This is a genomic window from Streptomyces sp. NPDC053367 (genome assembly GCF_044545925.1).
Classification (GTDB): Bacteria; Actinomycetota; Actinomycetes; order Streptomycetales; family Streptomycetaceae; genus Streptomyces.
The window spans coordinates 492,325-510,444 of record NZ_JBITYN010000002.1; the positions used below are offsets into that span (position 1 = coordinate 492,325).

An 18,120-nucleotide genomic window follows, 5' to 3' on the forward strand; every position below is an offset into this window, starting at 1 on the left:
ACTGCCTACATGGATGTCCTGCACAGGAACAACGTCACTGTCACCGGGAACCCACAGGGCGAGACGGTGGTTTTGGCTCATGGCTTCGGCTGCGACCAGAACATGTGGCGGCTCACCGTGCCGGCGCTCGCCGAGCAGTACCGCGTGGTGCTCTTCGACTACGTGGGGGCGGGCCGCTCGGACGCGTCGGCGTTCTCGGAGAGCCGCTACGCCTCGCTGGACGGCTACGCCAGGGACGTCGTGGAGGTCTGCGAGTCGCTCGATCTGCGCAACGCGGTGTTCGTGGGCCACTCGGTCAGCGCCATGATCGGTGTGCTGGCCGCCGACGCCGCCCCTGAGCGGATCGGCGCGCTGGTGATGGTGGCCCCCTCGCCGCGGTACGTCGACGACCACGACTACCGGGGCGGCTTCAGCGCCGAGGACATCGACGAACTGCTCGCCTCGCTGGAGTCGAACTACCTCGGCTGGTCCGCGGCGATGGCCCCGGTGATCATGGGCAACGCCGACCGGCCGGAGCTCGGCGAGGAGCTGAGGAACAGCTTCTGCGCCACCGACCCGGACATGGCGCGCGTCTTCGCCCGGTGCACCTTCCTGTCGGACTCCAGGCACGACCTCAAGCGCGTACGGGTGCCCACCCTGGTCCTGGAGTGCACGCAGGACGTCATCGCCCCCCGCGAGGTCGGCGCGTTCGTCCACCGGGAGATCCCCGGGTCGGCCCTGGTCACCCTCGACGCCACGGGGCACTGCCCGCACCTGTCCGCCCCCGAGGCCACCAACGAGGCGATACTGCGCTTCCTGGCCGGCCTGCGATGACCGGCGGCGCCGGCCGGGAACGGGGGCCGCGGAGGATCGGGCACTCCGGGGCCGCCGACTCGGCGTTCGCCGCGCTGCTGGAGGACAGCGTCGAGGAGCTGTACGAGAGGGCCCCGTGCGGATACCTGTCCACGCTGATGGACGGCACCATCGCCAAGATCAACGGCACGCTGCTGGACTGGCTCGGCCTGGACCGCGCGGACGTACTGGGCCGGATGCGGTTCGCCGACCTGCTGACCGTGGGCGGCAAGCTCTACCACGAGACGCATTTCGCGCCGCTGCTGCAGATGCAGGGCGACATCAGCGGCATCGCCCTGGAGCTACGACGGGCGGACGGCGGCCGGATACCCGTCCTGGTCTCCTCGGTCGTCAAGAACGGCGACAGCGGACAGCCCCTGCTGATCCGCACCACGCTGTTCGACGCACGGGACCGCCGCGCCTACGAGGAGGAGCTGCTGCGCCGCCGCCAGGCAGCCGAGGAGGCCCACAGGGAGGCGGAGGCGGACCGGCGCCGCCTGCAGGAGGCCCTCGCCGTCCTCCAGCGGTCGCTGCTCCCCGACGTCCTCCCGCCCGTTCCCGGAGTGGAGACGGCCGCGCACTACCACGCCGCCTCGCCCGACCGGCTCGGCGGCGACTTCTACGACGTCTTCCCGGTCGACAACACGCGCCACGCCTTCTTCCTCGGCGATGTGTGCGGCAAAGGGCCCCAGGCCGCCACGGTGACCTCGCTGACCCGCTACACCCTGCGGGCCGCGGCCGTGCACGATCCCGACCCCGTCTCCGCTCTGACGACCCTGAACACGGTGCTCCACGAGCGCTACTCCGGCAGCGGTGACCCGCGCTACTGCACGGCGATCTTCGGCACCCTGGAGCCCGGCCCCGGTCGCGGACAGGTCGCCCTGCGCCTCGCCTCCGGCGGCCATCCGCCGGCGGTGGTCCTGCGTGCCGACGGCACGGCCGACTTCCTGCGCACGCCCGGGGGACTGCTGGTCGGCGTCCTGCCCGCCGCGGACTTCGTCACCGCCACCACGGTTCTCTCGCCGGGCGACACCCTCCTGCTGTACACCGACGGACTCACCGAGGCACGTATCGGCAGGGACCGCAGACAGCTGTTCGGAGACGACGGCCTGCTCGGCTTCGCCCGCAGGCACGCCGGTGAATCCGTCCACGCGGTCGTCCGGGCCCTGACCGAGGTCCTGGACGGCTTCGGTGACGGTCTCGACGACGACACCGCCCTCCTCGCCATAGGCGTTCCCGCCGTCCGCCCTCACACCACGAACACATGATGCATCAGCTGAAGATCACCACTCATGACACCGCTAACGGCCACGTGCTGGCCGTCTCCGGCGATCTCGACTACGCCAGCGCTCCGGAGCTGCGAGCGCGGATCGGCACGCTCCGCCTGACGGCGGGCCAACGGCTGGTCGTGGATCTGGCCGGACTCCACATCTGCGACTCCAGCGGCATCACCGCGCTGATCGTCGCGTACCAGCATGCCCGCGCCGCCCAGGCGGAGACGGTCCTCGCGTCCGTACCCGGCTCCCTGCTGCGCACCCTGCGGATCGTCGGCCTGGATCAGCTCTTCGCCCTGTATCCCGACACGAACGCGGCCGTAGGGGGTTGACCCCCGTGACGCCCGCGGCCGCAAGAGAGTCCGGCGGCCGGGCACGCTGCGCCGACGGCCGTCGTGCCCGGCCCCGGGCCGTCGTGCCCGGCCCTGACCTCAGAACCGTCCCTGGCGGGTTTCCCTCCACCGACTGCCCTGTCCACCGGCATTCACTCGGTCTCGATCCGGCCCGTGGGAGGGAGGCCGGCGCCGGGCGGGGCCCTGACGGGCAGGCCCCCGGCCCTTCGGCTCAGTCCCGCGGCTCGGGCGCCCCGGGAGAGCCGGACGCGAACGACCGCCAGTCGGCGCGGCCTCCCGCGCCGAGAACGCCCGTGTCGGCGGACAGGTCGCCGACGGAGAACGTACGCAGTTCGCGGCGGGCGACATGAGCCACCACGGCCGGGAACACCGGCCGCAAGGGCTGCACCCAGCGCAGCCACGGGGGTGCGTAGACCCGGTGGGCGCGCCGGCCGATGCCGGCGGTCAGCCAGTCGGCTACCTGGGCGGGGCTGTGCACGCGGCGCGCGAACGCGGGCTGGTGCCGCCGCAGGGCCCGCAGCACGGGGTGCTCGTCCAGGCCGGCGATCATGTCGGTGCCCGTCCAGTGCAGGTAGGCGATCCCTACGTCGACGCCGTCGGGTTCCACCTCACCGCGCAGGGCCTGGGCGAAGGACTCCACGCCCGCCTTGGAGGCGCAGTACGCGCTCATCATGGGGGCGGAGCCGAAGGCCGCCGTCGAGGCGATCTGGAGGAAGTAGCCGCGCGTCCGGGTGAGCTGGGGCAGGAACGCGCGGGCGGTGTTGGCGGAGCCGACCAGGTTGACGTCGATCACCCGGCGCCACAGGTCGGCGTCGGTGCGGCTGAAGGCACCACCCGCGGCGATGCCGGCGTTCGCGACGACCACGTCGGCCGGCCCGAAGTGATCGAGGGCCTGCCGGGCGGCACGGTCGAGCGCGGCCTGGTCGGTCACGTCCGTCTCGACGCACAGGCTCGGGGCGGGCAGGGACGCGGCCACCCGGTGCAGCGTTTCCGCTTCCCGCCCGAGCAGTACGGTCCGTGCCCCCTTGGCGGACACCTTCCGTACCAGCGCCTCACCCACGCCTCGCGCGGCGCCCGTGACGACCACGACCCGCCCCTTGCGGGGTGCGCCGGTCCTTGGCTGCCGGGTAGCGGTGCTGCCGGAGTCTGGCATCGGTGTCCCTGGGGCCGGGGAAAGGGGTCCATCCGGATCTGCCGGATCTGCCGCCAGGTCGTGCCGGCGACGACTCTTTCCATTGTTCGTCCCGTCCGCGGACGCGCCACCTGCGTCGTCCGTGCATCGGTTCGCCGACCTCTTGACCGGCTCGCCACCGCGGTGGTTTTGTGGCTGAGCCACTGGACCAGTCCGGGTTCGGTGGTCACGGCCATGAGGTGGAGAGACGCCATGGAGACGCTGCCCCGCACCACCGTCGTGGAGACGCTCGAGGGGAGGCTCCAGGAGGACATCCTCGAAGGCCGGCATCCCGTCGGGTCGCTGCTGCCGCCGGAACGCAACCTCGCCGCCCGCTACGGCGTCACGCGGACCACCCTGAAGCACGCCCTGGAGCGGCTGGTGCAGGCCGGGCTGCTGGAGACCCGGCACGGTGTGGGCACCCGGGTGCGCGACTACCTGCGGACGGGGGGCGCGGACCTGCTGCCCATGCTGGTACGGCAGGCCCCCGCGTGGCTGGAGGAGGTCTTCGAGGTACGCCGGTCGGTGGGCGCACTCATCGCGGAACGGGCCGCGCTCCGGGCGACGGCCCGTCACATCGCCGAACTCGGCGCCCTGCTGGAAGCCGTACGGGCGGCGGAGGACGCCGACACGGCCCAGCTCGCCGACGCCGAAGTGCACCGGGCGCTGGCCCGCGCCACCGGAAACCGGGTGTACGTCCTGCTGACCAACACCCTCTTCAACGCCTACCTCCCCGTCCGGCGACAGCTGGCCGGCCCCTTCCGGGACGCCGGTGAAGCGCACGCGCGGCTCGAACCCCTCGTACGCGCGGTCGCCGCCAGGGACGGGGAAGCGGCCCGCCGTGCCGCCGACGCCTACCTGGAGGCCACCGAACGCATCATGCTCAGCGACCTCGGGATCGCGCGGTGACGGCCCGCGCAGTGAGGGACCGCGCACTGAAGGACCGGGCCACGACCTTCGCCGAGACCATGACCGGCACGGTCCGGCTCGCCGGACAGCCGGAGGACAGGCCGGTGCGCGTCGACCTCAGGGTGTGGGCCGACACGGTCGTGCTCCCGCACCGCACCACGCGGGCGACGGTGAGCGGCCGGATACGGATCCGCGGGTACGCCGACGACCACCAGGTGACGGGCGAGCTGGAGATCTCCCCGCTCGCGCGCCGCAGGATCGACTACCGCCTGCGGTTCAGGGCGGACGGCCGGGAGTTCACCCTGCGCGGATGGAAGTCGGTCTCCCCACGCTCGCCCTGGACCTCGATGACCGTGCTGCCGTTCACCGTGTCCGAGGACGGCGTCCCGTGCGGTGAGGGAACCCTGCGGTTCCCGCTGCGCGAGCTCGTCCCCTTCCTCGCGAGCTGGCGGCACCCCGTCCCCGGCCGGGGCGAGCCACACCTGCGCTCCCGCTGGGACGGGAAGCCCGGCCGCACCGAGGTCTGGTACACCACCCTCACCGACCCGGCCGACGGGACGGGTGTGTGGCTGCACCACGAACTGACCGTACCGACCGACGGGACCCCGGCCCACGCCCACGGCTGGGTCTCCGTCTTCCCCGCCCAAGGCCCCGTGGAGCACGCCCGGTTCGGCCCCCGGCCCTGGCCCGGTCCGCCGTCGGGCTTCGCCGCCGACGGCGTCGAGGCGAGAGCCGGCACGCTGCGGGGGAAGGCCGGACCGTTCGAGTGGGACCTCACCGAGCACCCCGAGGGCGCACCGCTGCACACCTTCCCCCGATGGGCATGGCGGCGTCCGCTGCTTCCCGCCGCGCACATGCTGCCCGCGGCCCGCTCCCGGTACAGCGGCACGATCACCCACCCCGGCGGTGAGCTGAGGCTGGACGGCGCGCCGGGCGCCACCGCCCGTATCTACGGTCACGGCAACGCCCGGCGCTGGGCCTGGCTCCACGCCGACCTGGGCGGCGGCGACGTCCTGGAGATCGTCGCCGCGGTGTCCATGCGGCCGGGGCTCGGCAGACTGCCCCCGCTGGTGTTCCTGCGGCTGCGCAAGGACGGCCGCGACTGGCCCCGGGGCGGCACCCGGTCGGCCGTGGGGCTCGCCGGCCTGGGACGGTTCCGCGCACGGATCGGCCTTCCGCAGTGGGAGGTTTCCGGCTGGGCAGGGCTGCGGCGTGTCCGGGTCACCGTCGTCCAGCCGGAGGAACGCACGCTGGCGCTGACGTACACCGACCCCGACGGCAGCCGGGCGGTGTGCCGCAACAGCGAGACGGCCGACGCGCACATCGTCCTGCAACGCTGGTGGGGGCGCTGGCGCACCGAAGCCGGCTGGCGCCTCGAGGGCACCGCCCATGCGGAGGTGGGCAGCCGGTGAGCCGCAGCCTCGACGGCCTCGTCACCGCACTGCTCGCCGACACCGGCGACGACGGCTGGCCGGCGGCCGTGCCGCGGCGGCTGGAGAAGGTGCTCGGCGCCATGCCGCTCCCGGCCCGTGCCGGGCTCCACGCGGCGGCGGGGGCGCTGGACGCGTACGCCGTGGCCCGCCTGGGCCGCCGGCTGGACCGCCTCACCCCCGACGAGCGCGAGGCGGTCATGACCACGCTGGCCGGGCAGCGGCACCTCTCCCATCTGCTGGACCTCGTGAAGATCCCCGTCGTCCTCGCGGCCGGAACGGAACGCCTGCTCCACCGGCGCCGGGCGGATCCGCCCCCGGCGACCGGGCCCGTCCCTGCCGACGACCCGCCGCTGAACTGTGTGCCGTCGGCCGACTGGCCGGACCGGCACACCGCGGACGTCGTCGTCATCGGCTCCGGAGCGGGAGGCTCCGTCGCGGCTCGTACGTTCGCCCGCGCCGGGCTGCGCGTGATCGTCCTGGAGGAGGGCAGGCACCACACCACCGAGGAGTTCCGCACCCGGCCCCCGCTCGACCGCTTCACCGAGCTGTACCGCGACGGCGGCGCCACGGTCATGATCGGCGACCCGCCCGTCCTGCTCCCCACGGGCCGCGCCGTCGGCGGCACCACCACGGTGAACTCCGGCACCTGCTACCGCACTCCGGAGCGCGTCCTCACCCGGTGGCGGGACGCCCACGGAGTGCCCCTGGCCGACCCGTCGACGTTCGCCGCCGACCTGGACGAGGTGGAACGCACCCTGAGGGTCGCCCCCTCGCCCCCGCACGCCCTGGGACGCAACGGGACGCTCACCCTGCGCGGAGCCGGGGCACTGGGGTGGGAGGCCCGCCCGGTGCGGCGCAACGCGCCCGGCTGCAGGGGCTCCTGCGAGTGCGTGGCGGGCTGCCCCTCGGGTGCCAAGCAGAGCGTGCAGCTGTCGGTGCTGCCCGACGCCTGTGCCTCCGGCGCTACCATCGTCACCTCCGCGTACGCCGACGTGATCCTGACCGACCCCGACCGGCCCGGCGGGCGCGCTGCCGCCGGAGTGGCCGTGCGAAGGCCGGACGGCACGCGGTTCGAGATCCTCGCCGGCCTGGTCGTCGTGGCCGCCGGAGCCCTGATGTCGCCTCTGCTGCTGCGGCGTTCGGGCCTCGGCGGGCATCCGATGACCGGCCGCAACCTGGCGGTCCACCCCGCCGTGAGTGTCGCCGGGCGCTTCGCCGAACCCGTCGCGGGCGGGGCGGTGGTGCTGCAGAGCGTGGCGGTGGAGGAGTTCCACGACGAGGGCATCCTCATCGAAGCCACCGCCCCGCCGCCGGGCATGAGCTCCTTCGTCCCGCCCGGCCTCGGCCGCCGCCTCCGCGCCGAACTGGCCGCCGGCGACCACCTCGCGACGGTCGGCGCCATGATCGCCGACCGGCCGGGCGGCAGGGTACGGGGCAGCCGGAGAGCGCTGACCACGTACCGGCTCGACCCGGCGGACGGACGCCTGCTGCTGCGCGCGGTGCGGGCCCTCGGAGAGATCCTCCTCGCGGCCGGGGCGCAGGAGGTTCTCACCGGGCTGGCCGGTGCCCCGCCGGTCCGCTCCGTCCCCGGCCTGCGCGCGGCACTGCGCGGGGCCACCACGCGAGGGCTGCACCTCTCGGCGTTCCACCCGACGGGCACCGTCGCCGTCGGCGCGGACCCGCAACGGGCACCGGCGGACACCTGGGGGCGGCTGCGGGGCGTGCACGGGGTCCTGGTGGCGGACGGGTCCACCTTCCCCACCTGCCCGGAGGTCAACCCCCAAGTCACCATCATGGCAGTGGCCTTGGCGATCAGCCGGGCCGCCCTGGAGCGCCGCTGACCTTCGCCGCCCGATGACACGCGGCGCGTGCGGAGACAGGTATTGCGGGGCAGACGGAAGTGATCGTCCAGCTCAGCAAGTGGAAGGGGGCGTCTCCTCGTGACCGTGCCCGCACGCCGAATACGACCGCGCGCCGACCGCCGGCCGTTCGACCTCCGGGCCACGGCCCTGTTCTTCGCACTCCTGGCTCTCCTCGTGTGTGCTCTCGGCTTCGCGGCCCGCACACTGGCCGCGACCGCCGAGCGGCGCCCGGTCTGGGTGGTGGTCCTGTGTCTGCTGAGCCTCTTCGCCGCCCTGGGGCTACGACGCCGACGGCGGCGCCTGTCCGGCGCCCGGGCCGCTCGCCGTGCCGCTGCGGCCCTGGAGGAAGGCGCGCACACGGCGCTGGAGGAGCTGGAGACGCCCGAGACCGTCGTCCCGTCCGTAGTGGTCGAGCCGGTCGCCGAGCCCGCCGGACCCGCCGAGTACGACGAGGCGTACGACTACGCCGCCCTGGACGCCGACGAGTTCGAGCAGGCCGTGGCCGCGTTGTGCGAGCGCGACGGCTGCAGCGGCGTCGAAGTCGTCGGCGGCGCAGGTGACTTGGGCGCGGACGTGCTGGCCACGGCGCCGGACGGGCGACGAATCGTCATCCAGTGCAAGCGCTACGACGACACCTACCGGGTCGGTTCCCAGGACCTGCAGCGCTTCGGCGGCACCTGCTACGCCGTACACGAGGCCGACGTCGCGGTCCTCGTCACCACCAGCGAGTTCACCGCCCCTGCCGTCGAGTACGCCGAACAGTGCGGGATCGTGGGCGTCGACCGGTCGGCACTGCAGGCCTGGCACGACGGGACGGGGCCGGCGCCCTGGATGCCGGGGTAGGGCGAGAGAGCGGATGCCCGGTTCCACTCGTGCCCGCACGCGCGCATGAGAGCGTGCTCCGGGCAACGCGCCTCAGGCGCGCGATCCGGAGCTCGGCCCGGCCCTCTCTTCCGTCTCCGGATCGGTCACGTCCAGCAGGGCGAGGCAGATGTGCAGCACGGTGTCCTCCAGGCCGGGGACCTCGTCGACGCCGCCTCGGCGCAGACAGCGGCAGACGGCTTCGTGTGTGGCGTCGGCGGCGGCGATGTAGTGGGCCTCGGGGACGCCGCGGTGACCGGGAAGCCCGGCACGCCAGGCGCGCATCGACTCGGCGAACCAGGACCGGCACGCGTCCTGGTGCTCCTGTGCCCGGCCGCCGGCCGTCGCCGTCTCCAGGAAGAACGCCTTGGCGAATTCCGGCTCTCCGGCGATCAGCTGGAGGTAGGCGCGGATCGAGGCGCGGAGCGTGGCGACGGGGGAGAGCGATTGCGCCGACGAATGCGCGAACGACGTCCGGAGCCACTTGATCATGAGCTCACGGCTTGTGTCGGCCGCGGCGATGAAGCACTCCTCCTTGTCCGCGAACAGATCGTAGAACGTCTTGCGGGACACGCCCGCCCGTGAGGTGACGTCGGCCACGGTCGTGGCGATATAGCCCTTCTCGGCCACCACGACCGTCATCGCGTAGAGGAGTCGGCGGCGCTGAGAGCCCGTCACGAACTCCTGTGTAAGCCCGTGTGGCCCTCTTGGAAGCTCCGTCTGATGGGGCTTCAGGAGGGGCCGGATCGAATCTGCCATAGCTGGTACGCATTCTGATACATGTCATGTACGCGAGTGTTTCTCACTGCCGCGCACGAGACCGGCGCGGGGACGAGACCCCCAGGAGGCACCCCCATGAACAGAGCAACGACCCTTTCGTCACTGACCGCCTCACTGGCGGCCGTCGCGGGAACCCTGGCCGCCGCACCGGCCCCCGCGCGGGCGGACACCCAGGCCGCGGCCATCACGGTCGACTCCACCGAGGACGCCGTCGACGCCGACACGTCCGACGGCGTCTGCCGTACCAGTGCGGGGACGTGCACGCTGCGCGCCGCGGTCATGACCGCGAACGCCCGGCCCGGCAGCACGATCGAGCTGCCCGCCGGCCACTACCGGCTGAGCATCCCTCCCGATCCCCGTTACCTGAACACCCGCACCGCCGACCCCACCACAGGCGACCTGAACGTCACCGCGCCGACCACCCTCCGCGGGGCAGGCGCCCGCGAGACCGTCATCGACGCCGACCACGTCGACCGGGTCTTCCGTATGGGGGCCGACACCTCGCTGTCCGACCTCACCATCACCGGGGGCGAGGCCAAGCAGCGGGAAGTACGGCTCACCGACCCGGGCGGGGGCGGCATCGCCAACAGCAAGAACATGACCTTGCGCCGGGTCGCGGTGACAGGGAACACCGCCGGCTACGGAGGGGGCATCTTCAACATCCCGGACTCCCATCTGACGCTGATCGAGAGCACCGTCAGCGACAACACGGCCGGCGAGGCCGGAGGCATCCGGTTCGACGACTCCGGCACCGTGCTCAACTCGACGATCGCGGACAACCATGTGACCGACGACTGGGACCGGCCCGGCAGCCTGTCGGGCTACGGAGGCGGCATCGACATACGCGGTACCGGCCTGGTGGACATCCGCAACTCCACGATCACGGGGAACACCTCCACCGACGGCGGAGGCGGGATCAACATCGCCCCCGCCTACCTGGACAGCCTGCCCTCGTCCGTCACCGACATCGTCGACCTGCCGCTCGGCCACCTCGCCCTGCACAACACCATCATCGCCGCGAACACCGTCGGCCGGGCGTCCGGCGACTGCAAGAGGGCCTTCGCCGCCATCGAGTCCCTGGGCGGCAACCTCGACAGCGGCGACAGCTGCGGCTTGACGGCCGAAGGCGACCTGCCGCGCCGTGATGCGCGCCTCGGCCCGCTCGCCGACCACGGCGGCCCCACGGACACCGTGGCCCTGCTGCCCGACAGCCCCGCCCGCGACGCCGCGTCCGACTGCCCGTCCACCGATCAGCGCGGAGTCACCCGGCCTCAGGGCCCGGCCTGCGACACCGGAGCCTTCGAGTACCAGCCCTGACCCACCGCGGCCGGGGGCACCGACGCCGACGTCCGGACGATGCGAACCTGCGTCCCGAACGGTCACCGGTGGCCCCCGGCACGACCGCCCGGTCCGGCGTACTCGTTCCCCCGCCGGACCGGGCACCGCACGCCGTCGCGGGGACGGACGAGGGGCGCCCCCGACGACAGGCACGCAGTACGTCGAATGAACCCAGGCCCGAGTCGCGGCGTGGGTGAGGCCGTCGGGAGCGGGGTACTCGGCCGGGCGTGATCAAGCGCGCACTGTGGCAGGGCCTGGTCGCCGGTACCGCCGGAGGCGTCGTGATGACCGTCGGCGAGAAGGTCGAGCCGAGGGTCACCGGCCGGCCCGACTCCCACGTGCCCGCGCGGGTCCTGCAGCGCCTCACCGGCCTGCCCGAGCGCCCGCGGACCCAGCCGGTCCCGCTCAACCTGGCCATGCACTTCGGTCAGGCCGCCCTGCTCGGCGTACTGCGCTCGATCATGGCCCAGGCCGGACTGCGCGGGCCGGTCGCCTCCACGCAGTTCGCCGTCGTGCGCCTCACCAACGACCAGATCCTCGAGAACATGACCGGCGTCGGCGCCCCACCGCCCACTTGGCCGCGCTCCGAACTCGCGGTGGACCTTCTGCACAAGGCCGTCTACGCGTTCGCGACCGGGGCGGTCGCCGACGCGCTCGCCGCCCGCGACGGCCGCGGCCCCGGCGGACGCCACGCCGCCCTCCGGCCGGGCCGCCACTCCGACGCCGGACCGCTGCCCCGCGGACGACCTCAAGACTGCTGAAGACCGCTGAAGACCGCTGAACGGACGGCACCGCCATGACACGGATCAGCGAAGACATCCCGGACGGCACGCTCGACGTCCACTTCATCGGCAACGCGACCGTGCTGCTCCGCTACGGCCGGCTCACGCTGCTCACCGATCCCAACTTCCTGCACCGCGGCCAGTACGCCTACCTCGGGTACGGGCTGCTCAGCCGTCGTCTGACCGAACCGGCCGTGGACATCGCCGAGCTGCCCCGCCTCGACGCCGTCGTCCTGTCGCATCTGCACGGCGACCACTGGGACCGCAGGGCGCGCGGCGAGCTCGATCACAGCGTGCCGGTGCTGACCACGCCGCACGCGGCACGCCGGCTCAGGGTCGTGCACCGGTTCCCGCGCACCGCAGGGCTGCGGACCTGGCAGCACCTCACCCTCCGGCACGGGAACGACGAGGTCGGCGTGACCGCCCTGCCGGGCCGGCACGCCGGCAACCCCCTGATACGCGGGCTGCTGCCGCCGGTGATGGGCAGCCTGCTGGAGTTCGGCCCCGTCGGCGGGCCGGTCGGGCTACGGCTGTACATCTCGGGAGACACGCTGGTCCACGACGGCCTCGACGAGATCGCCCGCCGTTTCCCGGCCGCCGATCTGGCCGTGCTCCACCTCGGTGGCACCCGGCTTCCCGGCGGCTTCGTGGTGACCATGGACGGCGCTCAGGGAGCGGAGCTGGCGCGGCGACTGGACCCCCGGCTCGTCCTCCCCGTCCACTACGGCGACTACACGGTGATGCGCTCGCCGCTCTCCGCGTTCCTCACCGAGATCGATGCCGTCGGACTCGGCGACCGGGTCGTCCACTGCGCGCACGGTGAGCGGGCTCGGGTGACCGCCGTACCGGGCACGGCGCCGACAGCCCTGTGATGCGGGGTCTCGCCCCCGGACCCGGGCGGGTCGTCCGCACCGGTGGCCCACACATGCCGCCCCGCCCACACATGCCGCCCCGCCCGGCATGCCGCCCCGCCCGGCGTCAGGCGCCGGTCAGCAGGTCGCCCTCCTCTATCGCCGTCACGGACAGTGTCTTGTAGCCGACCTGCTCGAACAGCACGACGAGGCGGTCCGCCTCCGTCCGCATCACCGTGCCCGCACCCCACTCCGCGTGGCGCACCCGGTCGTTGGGTTCGTACGTCCCGTGGTGTCCGGCCGGGGGAGCGGCGTCCTGCTGTCCGGCCCGGGTGGCGGGGTGCTCGTCCTCGCGTTCGCACACGTCGCACCGCCCGCACGGTGCGTCCAGCTGCTCGCCGAAGTAGCCCAGAAGGTACTGGCGGCGGCAGTTGGGCGTCTCCGCGTAGCCGCGCATCATCTCGATGCGCGAGCGGTCGATGCGCCGCCGACGCTCGAACACCTCTGCCGCCCCTTCGACGGCCTCGTCCACGGTGGGGCCGGGCAGAGCCCGGACCGCACGGCGCCTGCCCTCGACGGTCACGGCTCCCGCCTCCTCCAGCAGGTTCAGCAGGTCGCTGGTCTTGCGGCGCGACAGGCCGCACACCTGCGCCGTACGGCCACGGCTCAGCGGGGCGTCCTGGCCGCGCAGTGTGGTCAGGATCCGGCGCAGCGCGTCGGTGTCCAGAGACCGGGCCGTGAGGAACCGCTGCAGGCCCAGGTCCTCGGGGCGGTAGAACAGGACCGCGTGAGCCGGCTCCCCGTCCCGGCCGGCACGGCCTGTCTCCTGGTAGTAGGAGTCCAGCGACTCCGGGACGGACGCGTGGGCGACGAACCGTACATCCGCCTTGTCGATGCCCATCCCGAACGCGGAGGTGGCCACCACCACGGCAGGAGCGCCTGCCAGGAAACCGTCATGGATCCGGCGGCGGTCGGCCGCCTTCACGCCCGCGTGATACGCCTCCGCGTCCACGCCGTCCTGCCGAAGCTGCGACGCGTACGCCTCGGCGTCCTTGCGGGTGGCGGTGTAGAGGATGCCCGGGCCGCGCGCTCGGGCCGTCCAGCGGCGGACGGCCGCGCGTTTGGCGGGGTCGTCGGTGAAGGTGCGTACCGAGAGGTGGATGGTGGGCCGGTCGGTCCCGGTCGTCACGACACGGGCGTCGCGCATGTGCAGGTGCTCGACGATGTCCGTCCTGACCGGGGTCGCGGCCGTCGCCGTCAGAGCGAGCACCGGCGGGCGGCCCAGCCGGTCGGCGACTTCGCCGAGGTTCAGGTAGTCGGGGCGGAAGTCGTGCCCCCAGGCGGACACGCAGTGGGCCTCGTCCACGACGAACAGCGAGGGACCCAGTTTCCGCAACCGTTCCACGACACCGTCTTTGGTCAGCTGCTCGGGGGAGAGGAACAGATATTCCGCGTCACCGTCCCGGACCGACCGCCAGGCGCTGTCGGTGACCGACTGCGGCTGCGCCGAGTTCACGGCCACGGCGTCCGGTGCCGCACTCTCCCGCAGGCCGGTGACCTGGTCGCGTTGCAGGGCGACGAGCGGAGACACCACGACGGCGGGGCCGCCGAGGATGACGGTCGGCACCTGGTAGATCGCAGACTTGCCGGAACCGGTGGGCATGACGACGAGCACGTCGCGGCCGTCGAGGAGTGCCTCCATCGCCTCCGTCTGCTCGGCGCGCAGCTCGCTCCACCCGAACCGCTCCCGGGCGACACGGCGCAGCTCGGCGATCCCGTCGTGCACGCCCATCACGACGCCCCCTTCACGGCCCGGCAGTCCTGCGACCCGGCCCGGGTACCCTCCGGGAACGACGGTGAAGCGAAGCGGCGCACAGCAGGAGGGCGAGGCCGAGATCCCGGCTGCTCGTACTGCGGGCCGGATCAGCCCGGCCCACGCGTCGTGGACCTGCTCACCCGCGGCACGTCGGTCACGTGGCCGACGGCCTTGGCTGTTCGGGCGGGACCGAGGTCTCGGCCGACTCCATCCACTGGTCGAGGTCGGCTTGTGTGAACTCCTGCCAGGGCGGGATCTCGGGCAGCCGGCGCAAAAGATCGAATGCCTCCGCGATGTGTGGCCGGCGCAGCACCGGCGTGTGGCAGCCGGCGATGACCTCGGAGTCCAGCCGCTGGAAGTAGTCCACCACCGCCCCGAACTTCTGGCCGTCCAGCAACGCCGCCCAGGGCGAAACCAACCGTCCGCCGAAGAACTGCCCGTCGCGGAACTCGTCCGCTGACAGGCCGGCGCTGTCGGGCAGGGGAGTGGGCACGTTCGTCGCGAAGGTGTCCACCGCCCACAAGACGCTCGTCCTGGTGTCGAAGAGGGAGCGGGTGGTCGGGTTGTCGTACAACGGCGGTCGTTTGGCCACCAGAGTGCGGTCACCGATGTCCACGGCGTCGCCGTCGATCATGAAACGGCACCGGTTGACCGGTGTCTCCCATTCCTCGGCCATGCGCCCGATCGAGAACCATGTCGTCAGCAGCGTCGCGTTCGGGCACTGGGCGAGAGCGGCCAGGAGGTTGCCGGCGTGATCGCGATCGTCGTGCGTGAGGAAGATCCATCGCACGTCCAACGGATCCACCACGGACCATGCGGCCTCCAGCCACTGGGCTCGCACCGCCGGCGCACCGGTGTCCACGAGCACGGGTTCGGCTCCCCGGATCACCATCGAATTCATCGGGAAGTGGCCGACCGGAGGGGCCTCCAGAGCCCACGGGATGACAAACGTCTCTTCGGCGATCTTGTACGGCTCCAGAAGATTGAACGTTTCCGTCGTAGTCATCGCTGCTCTCCCTGGGACGGAGTTCGGCCGCAGCGCCCATTACTCCAGTCCAGCCTCGCGCCACGCCCGCGTCAAACGCAGGGGCCGACATCTTCCGGTCACGGTCACGGAGCGCGGCCGCTGCGGTGTGTCAGGGCATGGTGCTCTGGGCGAGGATCAGCTCGGTGACCGCGGTCAGGCCGCCCTGGGCAAGGGCGGCGCGTTGCCGGTCGGCGCCCGTGCCGTCCTGCAGCAGGCGGTGGACCAGGGCCGTCACCTGCCGGCTGTCGCCGGACGCGTCCAGTGCGCGGGCGACGTGCCGCAGCAGCTCGTACAGCATCTCGCCGGCCCGGCGCTGCCGGCCACCCGGATCCACCAGGGTGCTGCTCAGTCCATGGCGAGCCGCGTGCCACATGCTCGCCTGCAACAGCTCCTGGTCGCAGTCGAGCGGCGGAGCACCGGCCGCGGTGTCCGCCAGCGCGGTCTCCACGAGCGCCCGGACGAGGCCCGTCAGCATCACCGCCTCGTCCGCGCGCAGCTGCACGTCCAGGCACCGCACCTCGATGGTGGGGTACCGCTGCGAGAGCCGGGCCTGCCAGTACAGCTGCCCGGTGTCAGAGATCAGACCGCCGTCCAGCAGTTGCTGCACGCGCCGGTCGTGGTCGGCGATGTCGGCGAAGTGCGGGGGCATGCCGCTGACCGGCCAGCGGCTGAAGATCACGGTCCGCCAGCTGGCGAAGCCGGTGTCGTGACCGTCCCACATCGGAGAGTTCGCGGACAGGGCGGTGAGTGTCGGCAGCCAGACCCTGATCCGGTTGAGGATCTGGACGCCCGCCTCCCGGCTGGGCACGCCGACGTGCACGTGCATGCCGTTGACCAGCTGCTCCGCCACGAGCTGGGGCGCCTGGACGAGCATGGCCCGGTAACGCGCCCGGTCGGTGACGGCCACGGGGTGACCGTGGCGCAGCGGGGGTGTCGCGCAGGCCGCGATCCGGCACCCGTGTGCCTCGGCGGCCGCTCCCAGAGCGTGCCGCAGCCGCAGCAGGTGTCCGCCGACCTCCTCCAGCGTGCCGCACACCGGCGTGGCCACCTCGACCTGCGCCTGCAGCAGCTCGCACTGCACCTCCTGCTCGGCCACGAGAGGCCCCAGGCCGGCATCGGCGCGCACCTTGTCCGCCATGGGTACCGGCAGGCCCGTGACCGGGTCGAGCAGCAGGTATTCCTCTTCCACACCGATCGTCGTCATCGATCGCCCACTGTTCCGCCCGGCTGGGCACCGGACTGGCTCCCGATGCGCCTGGCCGGTGCATCGCACGGTGGACCCCGTCGAGAGGGTCACTCGGGTGCCCGAGTGCCGCGCACGCTTCGTAATAAACCACCACAAATCCCCCAAATGTGGGGGTGGGCTGAGCACGGCCCACCCGGCAGGGCAACCGCCAGGGGCGGGGCAGGCGACGCGTGCGGGCTTCCCGCCGTCCGCGTTCAGGCAGGACACGCCGCCTGGCCGGACCTGCGGATCGGTTCGCATAGGATCTCCGACGTTTACCGGCCGCGTGCGGGGTACCTGGGTCGCCATGACACCGGGAACCGATCATGCCGAGTCCGTACGAGCGCTGCGGCAGCTGCGCCGGATCCGCACTTTCTACGCCGGCAGCACCGGCCTGTGGGCCGCCTCGGCTGCGGCGTCAGCATGGGATGCCCCAGGAGGCCGGGCGATGTGGGTTTCGGTGGTGTTCCTCGTGATCTTCACCGCGCTGTGGTTCATGACGTCCCTGTGGCTGCGGAACCGGGACTTCTCGCAGGCCCAGGAGCCCGTGCATCACGCCGCCCCTCGCGGCGGGACGGTCTGGGGCAGCCAAGCCAGGGCCTGAGTACGGCGCTCGCGCGCGCAGTGTCCTTGTGCCGCCTCGTGCGACGGCGTACCGCGGTTCGACCGTCGCTCCCGGTGGCCGGTGTCCCCTTGCTCGCGTGCGTGTCCTCCGGGCGGTGGGCTCGTTTGGCCACCGGACTTCTGCGCACCACCGGCGTAGCGGCGGTGTCCCAGAAGCACCGCCCTGGCACCGGATCCCGGAAACTGCGATGAGTCCGGGACGGGACGGCAGTCGTACTGCGGAACGCGTGACCGAGGAGGACTTCTGATGCGCAGCGTGACCTATTCGATGGGCACCTCACTCGACGGCTACATCGTCGGTCCGGACGGCGATTTCGGCTGGACGGCACCCGACCCTGAGGTCTTCCGCTTCTGGATCGACCAGATCCGCCAGGTCGACGTGCACCTGTTGGGACGACGGCTGTACGAGACGATGCTGTACTGGGAGACCGCCGACCAGGAGTCCGCGCTCGACGAAGCGGAACTCGAGTGGACCGCGCTGTGGAATCCGCTGCCCAAGGTGGTGTTCTCCACCACCCTGTCGGAGGTGCGGGGGCAAGCCCGCCTGGCCTCGGGCGGGCTTGCGGAGGAGATCGAGCGGCTGCGGGCCGAGCCGGGGGAGGGCGAGATCGCGATCGGCGGTGCGACACTCGCCGCCGAGGCGTCCGCGCTGGGGCTGATCGACGAGTACCGGGTCATGGTCCACCCGGTGCTGGTCGGCGGCGGCATTCCGTTCTTTCCCCGGCACGAGCGCCGCGTGGACCTCGACCTCGTCGAAACCCGTACCTTCCCCTCGAATGTCGTCTACCTCCGCTATCGCCTGGCGACCGACCGGTCCTCGACCGCGGTCGGCGAGGACCGCTGAACCACACGCCCGCGAACCGCCTGGCGCGGCTTCCTTCGCCAACCAGGCGGGGGCGGGGTTGGCACCGTGCACAGGCATCCGCCGTCCGCCGTCCGCCGTAGGCCGTCGGCGAGTGGCAGCCGAGGCGGCGGCCGCAGGG

Annotated in this window: 17 protein-coding genes; 12 read left to right on the plus strand and 5 right to left on the minus strand. The window is 72.6% G+C overall.

The features are described from left to right. The first annotated feature begins 9 nt into the window (after window positions 1–9). The 3 genes from ACIGXJ_RS08715 to ACIGXJ_RS08725 are packed head-to-tail and all read left to right on the plus strand — an operon-like array spanning window position 10 to window position 2,437. A complete protein-coding gene (locus ACIGXJ_RS08715; RefSeq protein WP_399642612.1) occupies window positions 10–813 on the plus strand; it encodes an alpha/beta fold hydrolase in 804 nt (267 codons plus the stop codon). Continuing rightward, window positions 810–2,099 (plus strand): PP2C family protein-serine/threonine phosphatase, encoded by a 1,290-nt coding sequence (locus ACIGXJ_RS08720; RefSeq protein ID WP_399642613.1) that lies wholly within the window; start codon window positions 810–812, stop codon window positions 2,097–2,099. The genes ACIGXJ_RS08715 and ACIGXJ_RS08720 overlap by 4 nt, the downstream gene beginning before the upstream one ends. Further along, window positions 2,096–2,437, plus strand: a complete 342-nt coding sequence (locus tag ACIGXJ_RS08725; RefSeq protein ID WP_399642614.1) for an STAS domain-containing protein — start codon at window positions 2,096–2,098, stop codon at window positions 2,435–2,437. Before ACIGXJ_RS08720 ends, ACIGXJ_RS08725 begins: the two co-directional genes overlap by 4 nt. A 232-nt stretch (window positions 2,438–2,669) precedes the next feature. Here ACIGXJ_RS08725 and ACIGXJ_RS08730 read toward each other — a convergent pair whose 3' ends face one another. Then, a complete protein-coding gene (locus ACIGXJ_RS08730) occupies window positions 2,670–3,611 on the minus strand; it encodes an SDR family oxidoreductase (protein WP_399642615.1) in 942 nt (313 codons plus the stop codon). Window positions 3,612–3,842: 231 nt separating this feature from the next. Between ACIGXJ_RS08730 and ACIGXJ_RS08735 the strand changes: the two genes are divergently transcribed. The 4 genes from ACIGXJ_RS08735 (at window position 3,843) to ACIGXJ_RS08750 (ending at window position 8,676) form a co-directional block, all read left to right on the plus strand. After that, a complete protein-coding gene (locus ACIGXJ_RS08735) occupies window positions 3,843–4,538 on the plus strand; it encodes a FadR/GntR family transcriptional regulator (RefSeq protein WP_399642616.1) in 696 nt (231 codons plus the stop codon). After that, window positions 4,535–5,950 carry a hypothetical protein gene (locus ACIGXJ_RS08740; RefSeq protein WP_399642617.1) on the plus strand — a complete coding sequence of 472 codons (1,416 nt, stop codon included), beginning with the start codon at window positions 4,535–4,537 and terminating at the stop codon, window positions 5,948–5,950. Before ACIGXJ_RS08735 ends, ACIGXJ_RS08740 begins: the two co-directional genes overlap by 4 nt. Next, window positions 5,947–7,812, plus strand: coding sequence for a GMC family oxidoreductase N-terminal domain-containing protein (locus ACIGXJ_RS08745; RefSeq protein WP_399642618.1), 1,866 nt, complete (start codon window positions 5,947–5,949; stop codon window positions 7,810–7,812). The genes ACIGXJ_RS08740 and ACIGXJ_RS08745 overlap by 4 nt, the downstream gene beginning before the upstream one ends. 99 nt (window positions 7,813–7,911) lie before the next feature. Continuing rightward, window positions 7,912–8,676, plus strand: a complete 765-nt coding sequence (locus ACIGXJ_RS08750) for a restriction endonuclease (RefSeq protein WP_399642619.1) — start codon at window positions 7,912–7,914, stop codon at window positions 8,674–8,676. A 72-nt stretch (window positions 8,677–8,748) separates the two neighbouring features. Here the strand turns inward: ACIGXJ_RS08750 and ACIGXJ_RS08755 are convergent, their stop codons facing one another. Beyond that, a complete protein-coding gene (locus tag ACIGXJ_RS08755; RefSeq protein WP_399642620.1) occupies window positions 8,749–9,372 on the minus strand; it encodes a TetR/AcrR family transcriptional regulator in 624 nt (207 codons plus the stop codon). Between the two features lie 177 nt (window positions 9,373–9,549). Here ACIGXJ_RS08755 and ACIGXJ_RS08760 point away from each other — a divergent pair, with 177 nt between their 5' ends. The 3 genes from ACIGXJ_RS08760 to ACIGXJ_RS08770 all read left to right on the plus strand — a co-directional run bounded on the left by ACIGXJ_RS08760 (window position 9,550) and on the right by ACIGXJ_RS08770 (window position 12,466). Then, window positions 9,550–10,791, plus strand: coding sequence for a choice-of-anchor Q domain-containing protein (locus ACIGXJ_RS08760; protein ID WP_399642621.1), 1,242 nt, complete (start codon window positions 9,550–9,552; stop codon window positions 10,789–10,791). A 248-nt stretch (window positions 10,792–11,039) separates the two neighbouring features. Continuing rightward, window positions 11,040–11,573 carry a hypothetical protein gene (locus ACIGXJ_RS08765; RefSeq protein WP_399642622.1) on the plus strand — a complete coding sequence of 178 codons (534 nt, stop codon included), beginning with the start codon at window positions 11,040–11,042 and terminating at the stop codon, window positions 11,571–11,573. A gap of 35 nt (window positions 11,574–11,608) precedes the next feature. Then, window positions 11,609–12,466 carry an MBL fold metallo-hydrolase gene (locus tag ACIGXJ_RS08770; protein WP_399642623.1) on the plus strand — a complete coding sequence of 286 codons (858 nt, stop codon included), beginning with the start codon at window positions 11,609–11,611 and terminating at the stop codon, window positions 12,464–12,466. A 106-nt stretch (window positions 12,467–12,572) separates the two neighbouring features. On the opposite strand, the gene ACIGXJ_RS08775 is transcribed toward ACIGXJ_RS08770, so the two are convergent. The 3 genes from ACIGXJ_RS08775 to ACIGXJ_RS08785 all read right to left on the minus strand — a co-directional run bounded on the left by ACIGXJ_RS08775 (window position 12,573) and on the right by ACIGXJ_RS08785 (window position 16,492). Beyond that, complete coding sequence (locus tag ACIGXJ_RS08775) at window positions 12,573–14,237, minus strand: RecQ family ATP-dependent DNA helicase (RefSeq protein WP_399642624.1); 1,665 nt, start codon at window positions 14,235–14,237, stop codon at window positions 12,573–12,575. 178 nt (window positions 14,238–14,415) lie between these two features. Further along, window positions 14,416–15,267, minus strand: a complete 852-nt coding sequence (locus ACIGXJ_RS08780) for an MBL fold metallo-hydrolase (RefSeq protein ID WP_399642625.1) — start codon at window positions 15,265–15,267, stop codon at window positions 14,416–14,418. A gap of 130 nt (window positions 15,268–15,397) precedes the next feature. Next, the gene (locus ACIGXJ_RS08785; protein ID WP_399642626.1) at window positions 15,398–16,492 is read right to left on the minus strand and encodes a glutamate--cysteine ligase; all 1,095 of its coding nucleotides are present in this window, start codon (window positions 16,490–16,492) and stop codon (window positions 15,398–15,400) included. Between the two features lie 469 nt (window positions 16,493–16,961). Here ACIGXJ_RS08785 and ACIGXJ_RS08790 point away from each other — a divergent pair, with 469 nt between their 5' ends. Both ACIGXJ_RS08790 and ACIGXJ_RS08795 read left to right on the plus strand, forming a co-directional pair. After that, complete coding sequence (locus tag ACIGXJ_RS08790; RefSeq protein WP_399642627.1) at window positions 16,962–17,117, plus strand: hypothetical protein; 156 nt, start codon at window positions 16,962–16,964, stop codon at window positions 17,115–17,117. A 267-nt stretch (window positions 17,118–17,384) separates the two neighbouring features. Further along, entirely contained in the window at window positions 17,385–17,981 is a 597-nt protein-coding gene (locus ACIGXJ_RS08795; protein WP_399642628.1) for a dihydrofolate reductase family protein, read from the plus strand. Window positions 17,982–18,120: the final 139 nt, after the last annotated feature.

Bases quoted from the DNA above. Each gene is read 5' to 3' on its own strand.
- ACIGXJ_RS08715 (WP_399642612.1), top strand. From the start codon at position 10: ATGGATGTCCTGCACAGGAACAACGTCACTGTCACCGGGAACCCACAG.
- ACIGXJ_RS08720 (WP_399642613.1), top strand. From the start codon at position 810: ATGACCGGCGGCGCCGGCCGGGAACGGGGGCCGCGGAGGATCGGGCAC.
- ACIGXJ_RS08725 (WP_399642614.1), top strand. From the start codon at position 2,096: ATGATGCATCAGCTGAAGATCACCACTCATGACACCGCTAACGGCCAC.
- ACIGXJ_RS08730 (WP_399642615.1), bottom strand. From the start codon at position 3,611: ATGCCAGACTCCGGCAGCACCGCTACCCGGCAGCCAAGGACCGGCGCA.
- ACIGXJ_RS08735 (WP_399642616.1), top strand. From the start codon at position 3,843: ATGGAGACGCTGCCCCGCACCACCGTCGTGGAGACGCTCGAGGGGAGG.
- ACIGXJ_RS08760 (WP_399642621.1), top strand. From the start codon at position 9,550: ATGAACAGAGCAACGACCCTTTCGTCACTGACCGCCTCACTGGCGGCC.
- ACIGXJ_RS08770 (WP_399642623.1), top strand. From the start codon at position 11,609: ATGACACGGATCAGCGAAGACATCCCGGACGGCACGCTCGACGTCCAC.
- ACIGXJ_RS08775 (WP_399642624.1), bottom strand. From the start codon at position 14,237: ATGGGCGTGCACGACGGGATCGCCGAGCTGCGCCGTGTCGCCCGGGAG.
- ACIGXJ_RS08780 (WP_399642625.1), bottom strand. From the start codon at position 15,267: ATGACTACGACGGAAACGTTCAATCTTCTGGAGCCGTACAAGATCGCC.
- ACIGXJ_RS08785 (WP_399642626.1), bottom strand. From the start codon at position 16,492: ATGACGACGATCGGTGTGGAAGAGGAATACCTGCTGCTCGACCCGGTC.
- ACIGXJ_RS08790 (WP_399642627.1), top strand. From the start codon at position 16,962: ATGTGGGTTTCGGTGGTGTTCCTCGTGATCTTCACCGCGCTGTGGTTC.
- ACIGXJ_RS08795 (WP_399642628.1), top strand. From the start codon at position 17,385: ATGCGCAGCGTGACCTATTCGATGGGCACCTCACTCGACGGCTACATC.